At 72.2% G+C, this 19,202-nt stretch carries 15 protein-coding genes and 1 pseudogene; 12 read left to right on the top strand and 4 right to left on the bottom strand.

What is annotated here, in order from left to right:
* Positions 1–487: 487 nt before the first annotated feature.
* Positions 488–755: pseudogene (locus V9U70_RS19000) on the top strand (ISL3 family transposase); the annotation flags it as partial.
* Here V9U70_RS19000 and V9U70_RS18995 read toward each other — a convergent pair.
* Complete coding sequence (locus V9U70_RS18995) at positions 746–1,291, bottom strand: restriction endonuclease (RefSeq protein ID WP_336676870.1); 546 nt, start codon at positions 1,289–1,291, stop codon at positions 746–748. The pseudogene V9U70_RS19000 and the gene V9U70_RS18995 overlap by 10 nt on opposite strands.
* 491 nt (positions 1,292–1,782) lie before the next feature.
* Here V9U70_RS18995 and V9U70_RS18990 point away from each other — a divergent pair, with 491 nt between their 5' ends.
* The gene (locus V9U70_RS18990) at positions 1,783–2,487 is read left to right on the top strand and encodes a class I SAM-dependent methyltransferase (protein ID WP_336676745.1); all 705 of its coding nucleotides are present in this window, start codon (positions 1,783–1,785) and stop codon (positions 2,485–2,487) included.
* Between the two features lie 174 nt (positions 2,488–2,661).
* Here V9U70_RS18990 and V9U70_RS18985 read toward each other — a convergent pair whose 3' ends face one another.
* A complete protein-coding gene (locus V9U70_RS18985; protein WP_336676744.1) occupies positions 2,662–3,198 on the bottom strand; it encodes a TerD family protein in 537 nt (178 codons plus the stop codon).
* Between the two features lie 307 nt (positions 3,199–3,505).
* On the opposite strand from V9U70_RS18985, the gene V9U70_RS18980 reads away from it, so the two are divergent.
* From V9U70_RS18980 to V9U70_RS18955, 6 genes are all read left to right on the top strand, one after another.
* Positions 3,506–4,111 (top strand): YdbC family protein, encoded by a 606-nt coding sequence (locus tag V9U70_RS18980; protein WP_336676743.1) that lies wholly within the window; start codon positions 3,506–3,508, stop codon positions 4,109–4,111.
* Between the two features lie 223 nt (positions 4,112–4,334).
* A complete protein-coding gene (locus tag V9U70_RS18975; protein WP_336676742.1) occupies positions 4,335–4,994 on the top strand; it encodes a histidine phosphatase family protein in 660 nt (219 codons plus the stop codon).
* Between the two features lie 12 nt (positions 4,995–5,006).
* Positions 5,007–5,915, top strand: a complete 909-nt coding sequence (locus V9U70_RS18970; RefSeq protein ID WP_336676741.1) for an ADP-ribosylglycohydrolase family protein — start codon at positions 5,007–5,009, stop codon at positions 5,913–5,915.
* A gap of 277 nt (positions 5,916–6,192) precedes the next feature.
* Positions 6,193–8,136 carry a DUF4153 domain-containing protein gene (locus V9U70_RS18965; RefSeq protein WP_419723999.1) on the top strand — a complete coding sequence of 648 codons (1,944 nt, stop codon included), beginning with the start codon at positions 6,193–6,195 and terminating at the stop codon, positions 8,134–8,136.
* Positions 8,137–8,285: 149 nt separating this feature from the next.
* Positions 8,286–8,996, top strand: a complete 711-nt coding sequence (locus tag V9U70_RS18960) for a ribonuclease HII (protein WP_336676740.1) — start codon at positions 8,286–8,288, stop codon at positions 8,994–8,996.
* A gap of 55 nt (positions 8,997–9,051) precedes the next feature.
* The gene (locus tag V9U70_RS18955; RefSeq protein WP_336676868.1) at positions 9,052–9,687 is read left to right on the top strand and encodes a hypothetical protein; all 636 of its coding nucleotides are present in this window, start codon (positions 9,052–9,054) and stop codon (positions 9,685–9,687) included.
* A 452-nt stretch (positions 9,688–10,139) separates the two neighbouring features.
* On the opposite strand, the gene V9U70_RS18950 is transcribed toward V9U70_RS18955, so the two are convergent.
* Positions 10,140–10,790, bottom strand: coding sequence for a hypothetical protein (locus V9U70_RS18950; protein ID WP_336676739.1), 651 nt, complete (start codon positions 10,788–10,790; stop codon positions 10,140–10,142).
* A 215-nt stretch (positions 10,791–11,005) separates the two neighbouring features.
* Positions 11,006–13,177 (bottom strand): RecQ family ATP-dependent DNA helicase, encoded by a 2,172-nt coding sequence (locus V9U70_RS18945; RefSeq protein ID WP_336676738.1) that lies wholly within the window; start codon positions 13,175–13,177, stop codon positions 11,006–11,008.
* Between the two features lie 110 nt (positions 13,178–13,287).
* Between V9U70_RS18945 and V9U70_RS18940 the strand changes: the two genes are divergently transcribed.
* The 4 genes from V9U70_RS18940 to V9U70_RS18925 all read left to right on the top strand — a co-directional run bounded on the left by V9U70_RS18940 (position 13,288) and on the right by V9U70_RS18925 (position 18,972).
* Positions 13,288–14,691, top strand: coding sequence for a DUF4192 domain-containing protein (locus V9U70_RS18940; protein ID WP_336676737.1), 1,404 nt, complete (start codon positions 13,288–13,290; stop codon positions 14,689–14,691).
* A 511-nt stretch (positions 14,692–15,202) separates the two neighbouring features.
* On the top strand, positions 15,203–15,961 hold the full coding sequence (locus V9U70_RS18935; protein ID WP_336676735.1) for an NUDIX hydrolase: 759 nt from the start codon (positions 15,203–15,205) through the stop codon (positions 15,959–15,961).
* Between the two features lie 235 nt (positions 15,962–16,196).
* Positions 16,197–17,924 (top strand): ATP-binding cassette domain-containing protein, encoded by a 1,728-nt coding sequence (locus V9U70_RS18930; protein WP_336676733.1) that lies wholly within the window; start codon positions 16,197–16,199, stop codon positions 17,922–17,924.
* A 160-nt stretch (positions 17,925–18,084) separates the two neighbouring features.
* Complete coding sequence (locus V9U70_RS18925; protein WP_336676732.1) at positions 18,085–18,972, top strand: FadR/GntR family transcriptional regulator; 888 nt, start codon at positions 18,085–18,087, stop codon at positions 18,970–18,972.
* Positions 18,973–19,202: the final 230 nt, after the last annotated feature.

Here is a 19,202-nt window from a genome sequence, read left to right as displayed (position 1 = left end):
CTGTGGAACTCGCTGACACTCCCCGGAGCTTGTCGGTCATTGGGGCGGCAGCGGGGGCGTCGCATTGGCTGTTCCCGGGAAGAAGGGCTGGCATGCATCTTGCCGCTGGAACCCTTGCTCAGAGGCTGAGGAGATTCGGAATCACGCCCCCGGGCCCTCGTAACGCTGCTCGAATGTCTCTCGCGACTGACCTGCCGGCGCCTGTGATTGCCGAACTCTTCGGCATGCATATCAACACGGCAGTTCGGTGGGTTCGCTTCGCAAAGCGTGACTGGGGAGGGTACGTGGCGGCTCGTGTTGAGGATGCGGAGAGCAATACCCGTGGGCAGCAGTAGGTGCTCTGCATCAGTGTTCGGACGTCATCGACGTGTGGAACAGTTGGTCAGGAAAGTGAACTGGACTTCGGAACTACTGCCCTCGGGCTTCTTTGCGACTGGCGGTTGGGTCTGATGCGACATGGCTGCCGCCTATCGCAACCTGACCCCGCGGCCGCGAGATGGTGCAGAAGTTGATCGACGCTGTCAGTGACGGTGTGCCGGCGCATTGACCGAGGTCATAACACTGAGCCGGACGTTGGTCACGCCCACCGCCGATGTCCTGGCCTACTTCGGCCAGCCCGGACCGAACGAGGGCAGCCAACGGTCGACTTGAGCACCTGCGCGGCTCCGCCCTCGTGTTCCGCGCCCTCACAAGTTACATCGCCAGGTGTGCTCGAAGCTGGCGGGTTCAGACCGCAGCCGTACTCTCAACTCTGAAGAGCCTGCAAACTCCTGTAAGTCCAGCGCTTGGCTCTCTTTGCCTGCGCTTCACGCTGCTCGAAATCCTGCATTTCCATGTCGGTCAGGTAGCCGTCCAACCATCCCTGAAAGTGCAATGTTCGGTCCATTTCGGATGGTTCATCTCGATGCCACATGTATAGGTCGATGCTGGGGTGTGCGACCGAGCCAAGGCGCCGTAGGGCGGCGGGTGTTACCCCTCCAAACACGCAGAGGATGCCACGGTCGACGCGTAGGTCGAGGAGCTTGCCGATGAACTCCTCGGCAGTGGCGATACCTACAGCGCGCTTGTGGAGCTTGCACTCAAAGGCGATGCGCAGGGTTCCACCGATGGCTGGCACCGATGCGAGTACGTCGATCTGGCGTTCGGCCTTGCTGTGGATGCCGGTCAGCTTAGCGTCGTGGTGCACGGTTGCGTTGGCGTCGAGTTCGCGGACCTGCTGCGCGACCAGTCGCTCGAACGACCGCCAATCGTCGGCCTCGGTGGACCAGAACGGCATCCGGATGCTCATCATGTTTCCCACGCGGCAAGAGTAGGCGCAGGGACTGACACTCTCCCTTGGAGAGTCTGCCCCTCCCTCAAGTCGACGGGCAGTCGGCCGCTCACTCCCTGGCCTTCACCTCGATCGTTGCCAGTCGTGTGAGTCGACCGTCCTCGGCAGCGAGCCCTACACGCTGCCCCAAACCAGTCGTCTCTGCGCTGTGGTATCGGAAGTCAACTCGTGGCCCTACGGCACGACAGGCCGAGACGAGGGGAATAGCGCACGTCAGGAATAAGTGCTCTCCACCAGTACAGCGGACTGAGCTGCGACGCCAGAAGGGGACCGGCCCGGGCCGGTCCCCTTCGTCGTTCCGGAGGACGGACGGGCCCCCAAACTTCGTGCTTTCCGGCAGTACGGCCCGTGGCCGGGAACGCGTAAGACTGCCGGCCACGGGCTTCGGCACGCCCCCTGACCGGAGCCGCCGAAGCCGAGGGCATGACGAGGCAGGGGGGAACGACGGCACGATGGGCACGCAGCAGTACGACGAGATCGGTGAGGCCTTCGAGGGCTTCAAGACCCTGCCTCTGGCGCACTACGCGGAGGTGCCCGGCTTCCTGGGGCTGGTGGGGGACGTGCGCGGCAAGTCGGTTCTCGACCTGGCCTGCGGCACGGGCTTCTACAGCAGGCAGTTCATGCGGCGCGGCGCGAGAGAGGTCCTCGGCATCGACATCTCAGGGGCGATGGTCGCCGCGGCCAAGGAGGCGGAGAGGCGTGATCCGCTGGGCGTGCGCTACGAGGTGGGCGACGTGTCCGCGCTGCGGCCCCTCGGGCGGCGCTTGGACGTCGCCGTGGCGGTCCAGCTGCTCAACTACGCGAAGGACGTCGCCGCCATGGAGCGGATGTGCCGCGCCATCCACCGGAGCCTGGCGACCGGAGCCGGGTTCTTCCTCCTCGCCATGGCGCCCGGCTTCCGCTTCGACGGGCCGTCCCCGAGCGCGTACGGCTTTCTCGCCGAGCACACCGGGGAGGAAGCCGAGGCCGGGCCCCGCGTCCGGGTGACGGCGCTGCTCGACCCGCCGATCGCGTTCGTCAGCACCCTTCCGCGCCGAGAGGTCTACGAGAAGTGCCTGCGGGCGGCCGGATTCACCGAGCTGACCTGGGAACCCCTGGAGGTGGGCGGGCTTCCGGGCCAACCCCCCCCAATGGAGATGCTGCGCTGCCGGGCCTGACGGGCGAGCGGAGGCCCTGGTGGCCGGCCTCCGGGGCCGACGAACCCCGGCCGCCTGGCCGACAGGCTGCTCACCGTCGCCAGGCTGTTCACCGAAGGGGCAGCCGGGGTGCCGGCTCTCCGCGGAGTTCGGCCGCTCGCCCTCACAGGGTTGGCCGGAACCGGCCGGTGAGGGTCAGGCTTCGGCGGGCCGGCTGCCCATCTCCATGGCGAACGAGTCGGGGTCTCCGTCGAAGCCGCGCACGGCCGACCGGAACTGCCAGAGCCCGGAGCCGTCACGGACGAACTCGCCGATGACCGCCGCTGTCGCCCCGGCGACGCCCGCGAAGTCGTCCTCGACCAGACGCGTGTAGCCCTCAAGGATCTCCATGGCCGTGTTCGCGATGTCGCCGAAGGTCTTGCGGCCTTCGCGCTGCTGGATGGCGACGCCGACCACGACCCGCCCGTACCTCTCCGCCAGCCGGTTCAGCTCGATGGTCATGACCTCATCGAAACCGAACCCCTGGCCGTTCCTGCTGTCACGGTTCAGCGTGATCGTGCCGTCGGGCGAGCGCCGGTCGAAGTGCACCAGGTAGGCGGGGCCGCCGTACGGCTCCTGGATCGGGTAGGTCGCCGCGATGATGTCGAGGTCGTTGGCCGGCGCCCCGTGGGGGCTCGGGTCCCACTTGACCCGCACTTCGACCTTCTCGATGTCCTTGTTAGGAGTGCTCAACGGACTTCCCTCCCGGCCGACGGCCCACCGACCGTTCCCCTCACCCGATACCTGTCCACCCGATCATGTACGGAACCGGCCGCGGAGCCAACTGTCCCGTTCTCGGACGGCGGATTCGGGCCACGGGCCGGCCACGGGTGACCGGGAAAGGGTGGGACGCCCGGGGGCCGAGCAGCGGTACGGCCGAGCCGGCCGCGGGCGAAGGCGGGGGCCCGGAGGCCGGGCTCCGGGAGCGTGCGCCGGTGCGGGGCGCCCCCCTCTCCCGGGAGGGTGACCCGGGCCACGCTTCGCGCCGTACGATGGCGCGGTGCTGGTGAAGTGGATTCGCTGCTCCGTGGTGGACCGTCATGGTTTCGATCGGGGTCAGCGAGAGTGGGCGGGGCTGCTCGGCGAGCCGGGTTTCAGGGGGCAGAGCGGCGGATGGAGCCGCACGCGCCCCGGTGTCGCCCATGTCTTCGCGTTCTGGGAGAACCGGGTCTTCTACGACTCCTTCATGGCCCGCGGGCACGACCGGCTGGCGGCCGGCCAGGCCGGCATGTTCCGCGATATGCAGGTGGCGCTGTTCGAGCGTCGATTCGATGTGAAGACGGGCTTCGAACCCCACTTCGCCGAAGCGGACGTCGCCAGGGTCGCGCACAGCCGGGTGCACGAGGACCGGGCCGAACATTTCGTGCTGATGCAGCAGCAGGTGTGGAACCCGGCGATGGCCGGATCGCCCGGGATGCTGCGCGGGGTCTTCGGCGAGGCCCCCGGCAACGAGTTCCTGGTGCTCTCCCTGTGGAAGTCGAGCGCCGAGCGGGGCAAGTACCGCGCCGGCGGTGCGGAACGCCTGGCCGCCCGCGCGCAGACCGAGACGGACGTGGCCGACCTCACGGGGGACGTCGTGGAGCTCGAACCCTCCTGGACGGTCTGACCCCGCGGTCCAGGGGCGCCCGCCCCTGATCCGTCGGACGCCCCCTGGTCCGGGCGTTTCGTCCGTATGGCCCGCGCGGGGGCCTCCCGTCTGTCGCAAGCGCCTGCCGGAGCCCGAGGCAGGCTCGGGGACGGCCCCGGGGCCCGGTCGTCCGGCTCCACGAGCGGTGCAGCCCGCCCGGCGGGACGCTGAAGCCGGCGCGGCGGGGCACTAGGGTCGGTGTATGGCACGACCGCAGCGCATTGTCCTCGTCCGGCACGGCGAGTCGGAGGGCAACGCCGACGACACGGTGTACGAGCGGGAGCCCGACCACGCGCTGCGGCTCACCGCCACGGGCCTGCGGCAGGCCCGGGAGACCGGAGAGCGGCTTCGCGAGCAGTTCGGCGAGGAAAGGGTGAGCGTCTACGTCTCGCCGTACCGCCGCACCCACGAGACGTTCCGGGCCTTCGGCCTGGACCTCGCACGGGTCCGGATACGGGAGGAGCCCCGACTGCGTGAACAGGACTGGGGCAACTGGCAGGACCGGGACGACGTACAGCTGCAGAAGGCGTACCGGGACGCCTACGGGCACTTCTTCTACCGCTTCGCCCAGGGCGAGTCCGGTGCCGACGTCTATGACCGGGTCGGGGCGTTCCTGGAGAGTCTGCACCGCAGTTTCGAGGAGCGCGACCATCCGGAGAACGTCCTGCTCGTCACCCACGGGCTGACGATGCGGCTGTTCTGCATGCGCTGGTTCCACTGGTCGGTCGCGGAGTTCGAATCGCTGTCCAACCCGGGCAACGGCGAGTCCAGAACCCTGCTCCTCGGGGCGAACGGCCGCTACACGCTCGATCGGCCCTTCCAGCGCTGGCGTACCCCGGAGCCCTACGGCATCACCGGATAGAGTGGCAGGGCGATGACCGTTGATTCTGCTTCCGAGCGGCGCTTCGAACGCGCCCTGGACAGCCTGCGTGGGCTGTCCGTGGGAGACGCCCTGGGCTCCCAGTTCTTCGTTCCGGCTCATTACCCCCTGCTGAAGGAGCGGACCCTGCCGCCCGGCCCCTGGCAGTGGACCGACGACACCGAGATGGCCTGCTCGGTCCTGGCTGTGCTGGCCTCGCACGGCCGCGTCGACCAGGACGCCCTTGCCCACTCCTTCGCCGAGCACCACGACTTCGACCGGGGCTACGGCCCCGCCGTCAACCGGCTCCTCAGACTGGTCCGGGAGGGCGGCGACTGGCGGGAGCTGGCCTCGGCGCTGTTCCAGGGCCAGGGCTCCTGGGGCAATGGCTCGGCGATGCGCATCGCGCCGCTCGGCGCCTGGTACGCGGACGATCCGGAACAGGCCACGCACCAGGCCGAGATCTCCTCGTACACCACGCACCAGCACCGCGAGGCCGTCGTCGGCGCCATGGCCGTGGCGGCCGCCGCCTCGCTCGCCGCGGCTCCGGACGGGCCGCCCGGCCCGGAGGCCCTCCTCGACGGCGTCATCGCCCTCGTCCCCCGCAGCGCCGTGGGCGCGGGGCTGCGCCGCGCCCGCGACATGCTGGACTACCAGGACCCGGGGACGGTGGCCGCGGTCCTCGGCAACGGACGCCGGACCAGCGCCCACGACACCGTGCCGTTCGCCCTCTGGTCGGCGGCCCGGAGCCTCTGCGACTTCGAGGAGGCGTTCTGGGTGACGGCCCAGGCGGGCGGCGACATCGACACGACCTGCGCCATCGTCGGCGGGGTCGTCGCCTCCGGGCGAGCCGGAGCGCCGCCGGCCGACTGGCTGACGCAGACCGAGGAACCGCCGGCGTGGCTGGCCACGACCCTGCGCTGACCTGCTGACCTGCTGACCTGCTGACCTGCTGACCTGCTGACCTGCTGACCTGCACGGCCGCTCGTCGGTTCGGCGGCTCGTCGTCGGCCGGCGGGCGGGATCGGTGGACTGTCACGGTCCTGCCACAGCAGCACGCCGCGTGCGTACGAACGCGGGTTCGGGACTACCCTTTCGGCCACGCCGCCCTCGTTGATCTTGAGGGGCGTGCGCCGAATGAGACACCGGGACGAGCGCGGGCCCCCGTGGCCGCGCCCGGGCCCGGTGCGGGAGGGGCCCCATGTCCGATCAGCAGTCCGAGGCCTCCGGCCCGCCGGAGAAGACCGGGGAGGCCGCCGTGTCGCGGTCGCCGCAGCCGACGTCAGCCCGGAGCTCCGGCCCGCTGCCCGCGGAGGGGCAGGAGGCGGACGTAGCGGCCGAGAGCGAGCGGGAGACCGACGCGCCCGCCGCCGACGCACCCGCCCCCGGGAGGCCTGCCGCCGACACACCCGCTGCGCAAGCGCCGGCCGCCGACGTGTCTGTACCGCGCCCGCGGACCGACGACGACCGCGCGCCGGGTGCGCCGGGCGCCGGCGCACCCGTAGCGGAGGGGGTGGGCCCTGGAGGGGATGCCCCTGGCGCCCAGACGCAGCGCCCGGGGACACGAACGGGTCTCTCGCCCGGCCAGCGGGGCGACCCCTGGCAGTACGGGGCCGGGACGCCCCGCAAGAACGGCGGGGTGACGGAGCTGATCCGGCCGGCCGCGCCCTCATCGATGCGGCCCGCGGTCCTCTGGTCGGTGCTGGCCACCGCTGTTCTCAGCGCGCTCCTCCTGGGCGACGGCCTCGCGCTCAACCTCTTGATCGTGGCGGCCCCCGCCGCGCTGGCCGCCTTCTTCTCGGCGCGGTCGGCGGGCCGTCGCCTGCGGCCGTGGACCGCCGCCTGGGCGGTCGGAGGCCTCGCCCTGCTCGGGGTGCCAGCACTCCGGGACGCCGGCTGGCCGACGTTCCTGGCCGTGGTCTCGGCCTTCGCCCTCGGCTCGCTCGCGCTGCACGGGAGCCGCAGCTGGCCGGGCGTCCTGATCGGCTCGATGGGCATGCTCGACTCGATCGTCCCGGGCGCTGTCTGGGGCTGGCGGGCCGTGCGCGAACGGGCCGGCGGCTCCCGGGCGCGCTGGGGAACCGCCGTGCGCACCACGGCGGTGGCCCTCGTGCTGCTGGTGGTCTTCGGAACGCTCTTCGCCAGCGCGGACCCCGCCTTCGCCGATCTGCTGAGCGGCCTCGTCCCCGACGCCTCGGTCGGAGACGGGCCATGGCGGGGCTTCCTGTTCGTGCTGGGACTGACCGGCGCGCTGGCGGCCGCCTACACCGCTGCGGCCCCGGTCCGCTGGGACCGGATCACCGTGCGCCCCGGCAAGCCCCGGGGGCGGGCGGAGTGGGCTCTTCCGCTGATCGTGCTCAATCTGCTCTTCGCCGCGTTCATCGCCCTCCAGCTCGTCGTGCTCTTCGGCGGATACGACAAGGTGCGGTCGGAGACCGGGCTCAGCCACGCGGACTATGCCCGTCAGGGCTTCTGGCAACTGCTCTGGGCCACCCTGCTCACCCTCCTCGTGATCGCCCTGGCCCGGCGCTGGGCGCCCCGCGGCGGGCGTCGGGACCGCACGCTGGTACGCGCGGTGCTCGGCCCCCTCTGCGTGCTCACTCTCGTCGTCGTCGCCTCAGCCCTGCGGCGGATGGACCTGTATGTGGAGGAGTACGGCCTGACCAGGCTCCGGATCTCCGTGGCCGCGATGGAGCTCTGGCTCGGCGTCGTCCTGGTCCTGATCCTGGCGGCCGGCGTCTTCGGAGCGCGCTTCCTGCCGCGGGCGATCGCTGTCAGCGCGGCAGCCGGGGTCCTGGCGTTCGGGCTCCTCTCGCCGGACGGACTGGTCGCCGAACAGAACGTCCAGCGCTTCGAGGACGGCGGCTCGATCGACATCGACTACGTGGAGGACCTGTCCGCCGACGCCGTCCCGGCCCTGGACCGGCTCCCCGAACCGGAGCGCTCCTGCGCGCTGCGTCTCGTGCAGGCCGACATCCTTTCCGCCAACACGCCCTGGTACGCCACCAGTTGGGGAGAGGCGCGTGCCAAGGAGATCCTGAAGAAGCGTCCGGTGGCCCTGGCCGGCCGCAGTTGCTTCTCCCTGGGCGCGGACGGTGTCCGCGACGGTGACCGACCGGGCGGAGGCGACTACGACCCGTACTGATCCCGCCGGACGCGCTGCGCCCCCCAGGCCCGCAAGTGCCTGGAGCCGGCGGCCCCGGCCGCTGAACGCGCCTCTCGGCACGGATTCTCGGCATGTACGGCGCCCCGGGGTGTTGCTGCCGCGGCTCTCGGCGTACGCTGGCTGGCGCCATGCCGTACGAACCACCCACGCACACCGTCGAGCGCTCGCTGCGCGCTACCACCGGTGCCAGGACCGTCGCCGGTGTCGACGAGGTCGGACGCGGTGCGTGGGCCGGTCCCGTCACCGTGTGTGCGGCGATCACCGGACTGCGTCGACCGCCCGAAGGCCTCACCGACTCCAAGCTGTTGACCCCCCGGCGACGTGCGGAGCTCGCTCCCGTGCTGGAGAACTGGGTCACCGCCCACGCGCTGGGCGACGCCTCACCCCAGGAGATCGACGCCCTCGGTATGACCGCCGCGCTCCGGCTGGCCGCCGTGCGGGCCCTGGAAGGGCTGCCGGTGCGGCCCGACGCGGTGATCCTCGACGGCAAGCACGACTACCTGGGCGATCCGTGGAAGGTCCGCACCGTGATCAAGGGCGACCAGTCCTGCATCGCGGTCGCGGCCGCCTCGGTGATCGCGAAGGTGTACCGGGACCGGATGATGGCCGACCTGGGCGGCCCGTCCGAGGACTACACCGACTTCGCCTTCGGTGCCAACGCGGGGTACCCCTCGCCCGTGCACCGGGCCGCACTGGAGGAGCGGGGTCCCACGCCCCATCACCGCCTCTCCTGGGCGTATCTGGACGCGCTGCCCCGGTGGCAGCACCTGAAGAAGGTCCGTTTTTCCGCCGAGGCGGCCGCACTCGAAAGCGGGGGCCAGCTCGGCTTCGAATTCTGATCGCGCACACGCGCCCCTTTCCTGACGCCGACGTCGTCGGCGTGCGACACAGACCATCGTCACGCCTCTGATCTCCGAGGAGCCTCAGATTCCCGAGAGTGCCCAGGGTCCCCGCGTCACTCCGGCCGCCGGCCGGACCACGCCGACCCCCCGTCCCGTACCCGGCCCGCGTTCCGCGGCCACACCGCGCCCCGGCCCCCCGCGCCCCGCGCCCCCGGCGCAGCGCGCCCGCCCCGCCTCCGCGGCGCCCGCTCCCGCAGCCCCGGCGCCGAAGCGTCCGCAGCAGGCGGAGAACGGCACCGCGCCGCAGGTCCAGCTGATTCCGTCGCCTCCCGCCGGCGCACTCGACGCAGCCGAAGAAGCGGTCGACCTGCTGCTGGAATCCGGTCGCGCACCGGGCGACATCCTGGTGCTCACCACCGGGGAGCAGCACCCGTGGGCGGCCCACGAGCTGTCCTTCGGCGAGAGCGCCTACTGGGCCCAGCACGACGCTCGCGACGATGTCTTCTTCGCGGACGCCGCGGCGGCCGGCCGGGCGGTCTCCCGTCCCGTGGTCGTTGTCGCGGTCAACAGCGACGCCGACGACACCGTGGCCCGGGCCCTGCCCGTCGCCCGCGATCGGGCCACCGCCCTGCTGATCGTCTGCGGAGCCCCGCAGACGGTCAACTCCGTCCTGGGCGCCGGGGTCTGAACCCCTCCGTCCGGGAGACCGCGGCGCCCTGCCCGGGGCGCGCGGTGGTCTCCCGGACGGTGCTGCGCCCGCACCACCGCAACACGTGAACGGCTTCCGTCTGCCGGTGCCCACGTCCGGCCCGCCCCGGGTCCCGTCTGCTCCGGCGCCTCGGGGTGGAGCGGGCCCGGTCGTCGTCGCACCCCAGTCGAGCCCGCATGCGGTCCGGCCAGTAGTGCCCCTCCCACCAAGGCATCCCGCGCCACCTCAGTCGATGGACTCAGCTCCGCCCCGGCTCCCACGACCCCAGTCCGTCACGGACAAGCCGGGCCCCCACGGGCCCCGTACCGGCTCGGTCCCGTACGGACTCGGCTCCGTACCGACTCGGCCCTGTACGAGCCCGGTCCGGGACAGCGCCCCGCACGGCCAGGACCGATCCGGATCAGTCCCCGCTGGGTCCGGGGGTGCTCAGATCAGCGGGCGGCCGTGTGGCGCAGCGCGTTCGCCGCACCGCCGCCCGTCCGGGACGGAGCGGGCCCGGCAGCCACGTCGGCGGCAACGGCGTCGGCCAGGCGGACCGGCTCCGACAGCGAACTGGGCCGTCGGCCCCCCCTTCCCTCTCCGAGCACCTGCCAGCCTCCGCGGGTCAAAGTGATGTAGGCCCCGCACCGAAGCCCGTGCAGGGTGCAGGCGTCCCGCAGCCCCCACATCCACGCGCCGTCCTCCTCGGTCCAGCGTTCATCGCCGTCCCGGCAGTACATGAGCACCGCGGTACGGACGGGAGTGCGCCGCCGCAGATCGTGCGGGACGACCCGCCGCAGGTGGGAGAGCAGGGCATTGCGGAACTCCCAGCCGTCCGCGGACACCGTCGCCCGGCGGACGAACGACGCGCTGGCGGTGAGCCGTTCCTCATGGTCGAGGACCGCGACGACCGCGGTGGCCGGCGTCGGCCGGTGCCGGGAGTGCAGGCCGCTGACGACCTCCCGCGGGCTACGGAGGAGCGGTATGCCGGCCGAGGCCCACTCGGCGGGTTCGAGTGTCCGGGCCAGGCGGTTGACGGGGTCTGCGGAAACCGAGGTCGCCGCTGTGGAAGTGGCTGCGGACGGAGCGAATCCGAAGGTCACGGTCCTCCCTTCGCTACGCGCCCGTGGACGGGCAGGGTCGAGTGAGGGCGCGCCGCAACACAGCCCTTCCGGGCCCGATCAGGAACTGTGCGGGGGCGTCTCCAATTCTTCCTGGCCTGTCGACGGGCGGCAACGAGCAATTGTTGTGGCTGACGGAAATCTGGCGGAATGCTAGAGATATCCCTGCCCAGGCCGACCCGGGATGACTCCCCTCGTCACCCTTGAACCGCGAGGACCAGCGGAAACACCCCCCGCGCTCCGGCCCGTCGCAGCAACCTCGCGGCGACGGCAAGGGTCCAGCCGGTGTCGGACAGGTCGTCCACCAGCAGGACGGGGCCGTCCGTCGCGGCCAGTGCCTGGGCCAGGGCGGGCTCGACGACCAGGGTGTCGTGCAGGGCTCGTACCCGCTGAGCGCTGTTGGTCTGCGACATCCGTACGTCCTCGGACCCCGGTGCGTAGGAGACCGTCCCCAGCAGCGGCATCCGACCTATCTCGGCGATACGGCCGCCGAGCGACTGGACCAGTTGCGGTCTGCGGCGCGAGGCGACGGTCACCACACCGGCCGGGCGCGGAGCCGAGTCCGCCGAGCCCGAGGCCCAACCGCCCGGTCCCTTCGCCCAGTCGGTGAGCACGGTGACCACGGCGTCCGTCACGTCGTCCGGCACCGGGGTGTCCGGGGCCTGGGCCGCGAGCATGGGACGCAACCGGTTGCCCCAGCCGATGTCGGAGAGGCGGCCGAGCGCCCGGCCGGTGAAGGCCAGCTCACTCGCGGGGATGCGCCCCTTGAGGTCGATGCCCACGGCAGGCAGCCCGGTCGGCCACATCTTGCGGGGGTCCACCTCGACGCCCGGCCGCCCCAACTCGTGACGTGCCCCGTCGAGGGCGGCGGTGGAGACCTTGTCGTCGAACCGGGCCCCCGCGCAGTTGTCGCAGCGTCCGCAGGCCGTGGCCTCCTCGTCGTCGAGCCGCAGGCGCAGGAACTCCATCCTGCACGCCGTCGTCGAGGCGTAATCCCGCATGGCCTGCTGCTCGGCCTCCCGCTGCCGGGCGACCCATGCATAGCGCTCGGCGTCGTAGACCCAGGGCTCGCCGGTGGAGGTCCACCCGCCCTTGACCCTCTTCACCGCACCGTCGACGTCCAGCACCTTGAGCATCGTCTCCAGCCGGGTCCGCCGCAGATCGACCAGCGGCTCCAGCGCCGGGAGGGAGACCGGCCGCTCCGAGCCGGCCAGCACATCCAGGGTGCGCCGCACCTGCTCCTCGGGAGGGAAGGCGACGGAGGCGAAGTACTGCCAGATCGCCTCGTCCTCCTTCCCCGGCAGAAGCAGCACCTCCGCGTGCTCGACGCCACGGCCCGCACGTCCGACCTGCTGGTAGTAGGCGATGGGGGAGGAGGGCGAGCCCAGATGCACGACGAAGCCGAGGTCGGGCTTGTCGAAACCCATGCCCAGCGCGGAGGTGGCGACCAGCGCCTTGACCCGGTTGGCCAGCAGATCGTCCTCGGCCTGCTGCCGCTCGGCGTTCTCGGTCCGTCCGGTGTAGGAGGCGACCTGGTGCCCGTTCTGCCGCAGGTAGGCCGTGACCTCCTCGGCCGCCGCGACCGTCAGGGTGTAGATGATGCCGGAGCCGGGAAGCTCGCCGAGGTGATCGCCCAGCCAGGCCAGCCGGTGAGCCGCGTTGGGCAGTCGCAGCACGCTCAGGCTCAGGCTCTCCCGGTCCAGGGGCCCCCGCAGGACCAGAGCGTCGGTGCCCACGCCGGTGCCCAACTGCTCCGCCACGTCCGCCGTCACCCGCGCGTTGGCTGTGGCAGTGGTCGCGAGCACCGGCACTCCGCTCGGCAGATCGGCGAGCATGGTCCGCAGCCGTCGGTAGTCGGGCCGGAAGTCATGGCCCCAGTCGGAGATGCAGTGCGCCTCGTCGACCACCAACAGCCCGGTCGCGGCGGAGAGCTTCGGAAGAACCTGGTCGCGGAAGTCGGGGTTGTTCAGCCGCTCGGGGCTGACCAGCAGCACGTCCACCTCGCCGGCCGCCACCTCCTCCTGGACGCTCTCCCACTCCTCCGTGTTGGACGAGTTGATCGTCCGGGCGCTGATACCGGCACGGGCCGCCGCCGCCACCTGGTTGCGCATCAGGGCGAGCAGAGGGGAGACGATCACGGTCGGCCCGCTGCCCTGGGCGCGGAGCAGGGATGTCGCCACGAAGTAGACCGCGGACTTGCCCCACCCGGTGCGCTGGACCACCAGCGCTCTGCGCTTGTCGGCGACGAGGGCTTCGATGGCCACCCACTGGTCCTCGCGCAGCTTGGCCCTGCCGGTGGCGTCGCCGACGAGACGGGCGAGGACGGAGTCGGCCGTAGCTCTGAGCGCCGCACGATCTGTGTTGGTCATCCCCCCATGCAACCCGATGGCCACGGCAAACCGCGAACGACGGGGCGAGCCTGTGGATAACGTTATCCACAGGGGTCGCGGGATTCGGCGGAGCGCGGGACCGTCGAGCCATGAACAAGCACCGAGAATCCACTGGCCCGGCCGACGGGCAGCAGGTCACCCTGCGCGGTCCCGCCGAGCTCGCCGACGCCCTCCCCTACCTCATGGGGTTCTACCCCAACGACAGCGTCGTGATGGTGGCCCTGCACGGAGGCCGCGGCCGCTTCGGCGGCCGGCTCCGGCTCGGGATTCCGCAGGCGCCGGGCGAGTGGGGGCCGGTCGCCGACCAGCTCGCGGAGTGCCTGGTCTCGGGGAGCGAGCGCCGCGAGGGGCGGCCCGACGCGATCTTGCTCTTCCTCTGCCAGGACTCGCCGGACGGGGCGGGCGGCCAGCGCACCATGGAGCGCCTCCGTCCGTTCGCCCAGCGCCTGCGCACGGCGTGCGGAGCGCTCGACGTCCCGGTCCTCGAAGCGCTCTGCATCTCCGACGGGCGCTACTGGTCCTACTGCTGCCCCGACGCCCGGTGTTGCCCGGACCAGGGCACACCGCTGGCCATGCCCGGCACCACGGTCATGGCGGCGGCGGCCGCCTACGCCGGAGTCCATGTGCGGGGCACGCTGCGCGACATGGAAGCGCGGCTCCAGCCCTGGCGGGCGCCGTCAGCGGTGTCCGTGCAGGAGAGGGCGCTCGACGAGGCCGGGCCGTCCCTGGTGGCCAGAATGCTCGACGACCGGGCCAGGCAGCAGGTCGCAGCCGAGACCTTGGAGCTGGCACGTGCGCTCATGAGCCGCATCGCGGAGGCGCAGCCCGCGCCACCGGCCCTGGCGGACGCGGGGGACGACCAGCTGATCGGCCCGGGCGAGGCCGCCGCCGTCATCCTCGGGCTCCAGGACCGGGAGACGCGGGACAAGGCCGCCGCATGGATGGAAGGACCGACAGCGCAGTCGGCACTGCGTCTGTGGCGGACGCTGGCGCGGCGCTGCGTCGGAGCATACGGGGAGCACGCCGCCGCTCCGCTCACCCTGGCGGGCTGGGTGTCCTGGTCCACGGGAGACGAGCCGGGCGCGCGAGTCGCTCTGACGCTGGCCCTGCGTGCCGACCCGGCCTACACGTTCGCCCAACTGCTGCACCGGGCCTGCAATGAAGGGCTCGACCCCGAAGCCCTGCGCCGCTGCCTGCGCGAAGCGCTGACGGAAGAGGCGGGCCCGCAACCTCCGGCCACTGGGGCCCCGGCCACCGGAGCGGCGGCCAGCGGAGCAGTGGCCGGCGCGGTCGCCGGCAGGGCGGTGGCCCCGCGCGTCCGCAAGGCCCGTCCGCTGCCGAGCGGGGGGCGGCGACGAGGCGGTGTCCTCCGGCCGGCAGGCACCGGGCAGGGGGCCCCGCCCCACGGCCCCGTCCCGCCCGGGGCCGCCACCCGGCGGCGGATGCGGGAGGCCCGGCGCTACGGCCGACGCGGGACGAGGACCCGCCGGTGACGAGCGTGAGCACACGCCGTGCGGAGGCGTTCCCGCGGTGTCGGCGCGGTAGCCGTACGGCTGGTGTCACGGCGGACCCCGCCGCCCGGAGCGGGGAGGAGGAGTGCCCGGGTTCCCGATCGCGTAGCCGGTGACACGACCGGCCAGGGGCGACCGGTCCCGCAGGCCTCGGCCCTCCGTCGCCGCCGGCCCGGCGTCCCAGGGAGTGCCCGCGAACACGGGGCGGTCGCTCCCGGGCGACTGGAGGGGGCCCGCTCCCAAGGGCGGGGAGCCGGGGGAGACGGCGAAGGCGGGCAGGCAACCCGAGAGGGAAGGGAGCGAGGGGGGCGAGTGGGACGGGGGTGACCGGGGAGCCGCGAGGGGGAGCGGGGAGGGCGAGGAGCGGCGAAAGGCGGGTGCTTGGCCGAGCGGCCGTGCGGGACCGCCCGGATCTTGCCACACCGGGCGGACGACCGATCGTCAGGATGCTGAAGGGAGTGTTTATCGTCAGGCAGACGACTATGATCGCGGCATGCCGCCCTACGACCCGTCGACCTTCCCGCCCTTCGCTGTCACCGTTGATCTGGTCGTGCTCACGGTGCGTCGTCACGCGCTCTGCGCGCTGGTCGTCCGGCGAGGAGAGACTCCGTTCCAGGGCCGTTGGGCGCTGCCCGGTGGCTTCGTCAGGGCCGACGAGGACCTCGGTTCGGCGGCTGCGCGTGAACTCGTCGAGGAGACCGGCCTCTGCGCGCACGACCCGGCGAGGCCGTCCCTCGGCAACGGTGCGCATCTGGAGCAGCTGGCGACCTACGGCGACCCCGCCCGCGACCCCCGGATGCGGGTGGTCAGCGTCGCGCACCTCGCCCTCGCGCCCGACCTGCCCGCGCCCCGGGCAGGCGGCGATGCCAACAGCGCACGGTGGGCACCGGTCGAGGACCTGCTGCGTCCGGGCGCGGGGCGGGACGGCGAGCAGGCGGCACCGCTGGCCTTCGACCATGCGAGGATTCTGGCCGACGGAGTGGAGCGAGCCCGATCGAAGATCGAGTACTCCTCGCTGGCCACGGCGTTCTGCCCGCCCGAGTTCACGGTCGGCGAGCTGCGCCGGGTGTACGAGGCGGTGTGGGGCGTGGTCCTCGACCCCCGCAACTTCCACCGCAAGGTCACCGGCACCCCTGGTTTCCTGGTGCCCTCAGGAGGGACGACCACGCGGCAGGGCGGGCGGCCCGCGCAGTTGTTCCGGGCCGGGGCCGCCACGGTGCTCAATCCGCCCATGCTGCGGCCCGAGGTCTGAGGTCGCCGAACCGGGCACTGCGAAGACGCCGGGCACTGCGAAGACGCCGGGCCCTGTGAAGGCGTCGGCACCCCGAGATCCGGGCCTCTCGGAGAAGCCGGGTGCCCCGAGGTGATGGTCCCCGGAACGCCCGTTGAACCACCCCTGCGCAAAAAGTCCTAAATGTCGCGTTATGTTGCTGCGGTACCCCTGCCGCCGAGCGGTCTCACCTTCCGCGAGAGACGCGAGAGAAGCGATGCTCCAGGCCATCGGACTCACCAGCACCCCCCGTCGCGACGCTCCGCCCGCCGTGCACGATCTGACCTTCGAGGCTCCGCCCGGTCAGGTCACCGCACTGCTCGGCGCCACGGGTTCGGGCAAGACCGCGGCCCTGCGCCTCATGCTCGAACTCGACGCGGGACGCGGCGTCGCCTACTTCCGGGGGCGCCCGCTGCACCGCATCGCCCACCCGGCGCGAGAGGTCGGCGTGCTGCTCGGCGACGTTCCGGGGCACCCCTCGCGGACGGCCCGCGGGCAGCTCCGCATGCTCTGCGCGGCGGTGGGCGTGCCGGCGACCCGGGCCGACGAGGTGCTCGAGGTCGTCGGGCTCGCCGGGCTCGGGGACCAGCGCCTGGGCGTCCTCTCGGTGGGCATGGACCGGCGGCTCGGCCTCGCCTCCGCTCTGCTCGGCGATCCGCACACCCTGGTCCTCGACGAGCCCGCCGAAGGGCTCTCTCCGCGTGAGAACGCCTGGCTGTACGGGCTGCTGCGTGCCCACGCCGCCCAGGGCGGCACGGTCCTGTGCACCACTGCCGACCCCAAGGAGGCGGCCCGTACCGCCGACCGTGTCATCACCCTCCATGACGGACGCCTCGTCGCCGACCAGGACGTCGCCGACTTCGCCCGTACCCGACTGAGGCCCAGGGTCGCCGTCCGCACGCCGCACGCCGCCCGGCTGGCCGCCGTCGTCGGCAGGGAGGCGCGCGCCGCCCGGCGCTCCGTCGAGGTGGTCGAAGAGGCGAGCGGCCGGCTGACGGTCTACGGCAGCAACTGCGCGGAGATCGGCGACACCGCCCACCGGCACGGCATCCCGGTGCACCGGCTCGCCGAAGAGACCGGCGACACCGGGCCGGAGTCCCTTACGGGAGCGGCGCGGCCGGCCGCAGCTGTCGGCCTCTCCGAGCTGCCGCCCCCGACCAGGGCGCGCCCCGCGCGCGGCCCGCTGCGTCCGCTCCGCTACGAACTGCGGCGTTCTCTCGGTGTGCGCACAACCGTCCTGATCGCGGCGGCCGTTGTTCTGCTGTCCGTGGCGCTCTCCCTCCTGCTCGCACGTACGGACGGCACCGCGCTGCCCCACCTGCTCGCAGCCTGGCCCACACTGCTGCCCCTGCCCCCGGCCGCTCTGGGGGCGGGTCTGCTCGGTGCGCTGTCCTTCGGGGACGAGTTCCGCTACCCGGCGCTGGCCGCCGGCCGGGGCACCGTGCCTCGGAGGATCGGGCTGTTGCTGGCAAAACTCGTCGTGACCGCGGGCTTCGCGCTCCTGCTCGCGGGCCTCGTGGTCGTGTGCGACGCCCAGAGCCTCCGTCTCGTGTACGGGCCGGAGTTGGTCACGGTGCCGGAAAACCTGCCGGCGCTCGGGGCGAGTTGGTTCGGCCTCACGGTCGGCTGCGCCTGGGCCGGGCTGCTGGCGGCCGGGGTCTTCCGGGTGGCCGGCGCCGGTGTCGCCGCGGTGCTGGCCGTGCCGGTCCTGGTCGTTCCGCTCGTGCAGAAGGTCTTCGCCGCGCCGTCCGCACGGTCGGTCGCCGGGCTCCCCGGCCGACTGCGGGATCTGGTCTGGTGGCAGTTCCCACAGGAGGCGGACCGGTGGGTTCTGGCCGTCGGGCGGATGGTGGCGCACCCCGTGGGCAGCGCTCTCGCCCTGTCGTTGTCCGCGTTGGTCTGCGCGTATCTGTTCACCAGCCTTCGAGGGAAGGTGCGTTGGTGACCGCTGCGACCTCGCGCCCAGGAGAGAGGACGGCGACTCTCTAAAAAATGGCTGATTTGTAGGTATATGACGTCAATTGCTGAGCGAGCGGCGATCACCCTTTCGTGTGCTTTTCACCAAAGACCTCAAGGGCCGGGCGAGCCGCGCCGACAAAGGATGCGTGAGTACCCTTGCGCACACCATGATGACCGCCGCCCGCTCCGCCGACTCCGGCCTGGCCGCCCCGGGCGAACGCGACCGCTACCCCTATACGGAGGCGCCGGCCGGCGAGCGTGCCGCGGCCCGGGCCTGGGGCGGTTCCGATTCCGAGCTGGGGCGGGCGAGCCGACGGGGGGCTGCCAGCCGCGGGCGCGGTCTCCACGGCCAACTCGTCCAGCAGTTGGGGCAGATGATCGTTTCCGGGGACCTCGGCGCGGACCGCCCTCTCGTTCCGGAGGAGATCGGCCAGCGGTTCGAGGTCTCCCGCACCGTCGTACGCGAGTCCCTGCGCGTCCTCGAAGCCAAGGGGCTGGTGAGCGCGCGCCCCAATGTGGGCACCCGGGTCCGTCCCGTCAGCGACTGGAATCTGCTGGACCCCGACATCATCGAATGGCGGGCCTTCGGCCCGCAGCGGGACGACCAGCGCCGCGAGCTGGCCGAGCTGCGCTGGACCATCGAACCGCTCGCGGCCCGCCTCGCCGCCGGGCACGGCCGGGACGATCTACAGCAGCGCCTCGGTGACATGGTGGAGATCATGGGGCACGCGATGGGGCAGGGGGACACGATCACTTTCTCCCGCGCCGACGCGGAATTCCACTCCCTGCTCATCCAGGCCGCCGACAACCGGATGCTCGAACACCTCTCCGGCATCGTCTCGGCCGCCCTGCACATCTCCGGAGGTCCGGTCACCGGCTGCGACCGGCCCGGAGAGTCCTCGCTCGCCCACCATGCGCGCATCGCCGACGCCCTCGCCTCGGGCGACGCCTCCGCCGCCGAGGCGGCCATGCGGCAGCTGCTCGTCGTCCATCCCGACGTCGAACGCGTGGTCCCCGCCCCGCGCGAGCACTGACCCGAGCGCGGCCGGTCGGCCGGGGGCGCCGGGGCCCTGTGCCGTCGGACCGCAGGGTCCGACGGCACAATTGCGGGGGTATGTCACCTCTGGACCGTTCGTCGCGAATGAGGTGTGACTCGGGCCACGTGGATGGGCCGTAACACTCCTCGAAGCAGCGCGATGACCTAAGAGGTGACCGTCGCGGAAGGAATACAGCAGCTTTTGAGCGCGCTGTGCAGTTCTGAGGC

It is taken from the genome of Streptomyces pratensis (assembly GCF_037137275.1).
Classification (GTDB): Bacteria; Actinomycetota; Actinomycetes; order Streptomycetales; family Streptomycetaceae; genus Streptomyces; species Streptomyces pratensis_B.
This window is presented reverse-complemented; position numbering and strand designations above follow the sequence as displayed.

What these genes read in the sequence shown, in the direction of transcription:
- V9U70_RS18960 (WP_336676740.1), top strand. Translation starts at nt 8,286, where the DNA reads ATGCCGTACGAACCACCCACGCACACCGTCGAGCGCTCGCTGCGCGCT.
- V9U70_RS18940 (WP_336676737.1), top strand. Translation starts at nt 13,288, where the DNA reads ATGAACAAGCACCGAGAATCCACTGGCCCGGCCGACGGGCAGCAGGTC.
- V9U70_RS18990 (WP_336676745.1), top strand. Translation starts at nt 1,783, where the DNA reads ATGGGCACGCAGCAGTACGACGAGATCGGTGAGGCCTTCGAGGGCTTC.
- V9U70_RS18935 (WP_336676735.1), top strand. Translation starts at nt 15,203, where the DNA reads ATGCCGCCCTACGACCCGTCGACCTTCCCGCCCTTCGCTGTCACCGTT.
- V9U70_RS18995 (WP_336676870.1), bottom strand. Translation starts at nt 1,291, where the DNA reads ATGATGAGCATCCGGATGCCGTTCTGGTCCACCGAGGCCGACGATTGG.
- V9U70_RS18965 (WP_419723999.1), top strand. Translation starts at nt 6,193, where the DNA reads ATGTCCGATCAGCAGTCCGAGGCCTCCGGCCCGCCGGAGAAGACCGGG.
- V9U70_RS18945 (WP_336676738.1), bottom strand. Translation starts at nt 13,177, where the DNA reads ATGACCAACACAGATCGTGCGGCGCTCAGAGCTACGGCCGACTCCGTC.
- V9U70_RS18975 (WP_336676742.1), top strand. Translation starts at nt 4,335, where the DNA reads ATGGCACGACCGCAGCGCATTGTCCTCGTCCGGCACGGCGAGTCGGAG.
- V9U70_RS18970 (WP_336676741.1), top strand. Translation starts at nt 5,007, where the DNA reads ATGACCGTTGATTCTGCTTCCGAGCGGCGCTTCGAACGCGCCCTGGAC.
- V9U70_RS18930 (WP_336676733.1), top strand. Translation starts at nt 16,197, where the DNA reads ATGCTCCAGGCCATCGGACTCACCAGCACCCCCCGTCGCGACGCTCCG.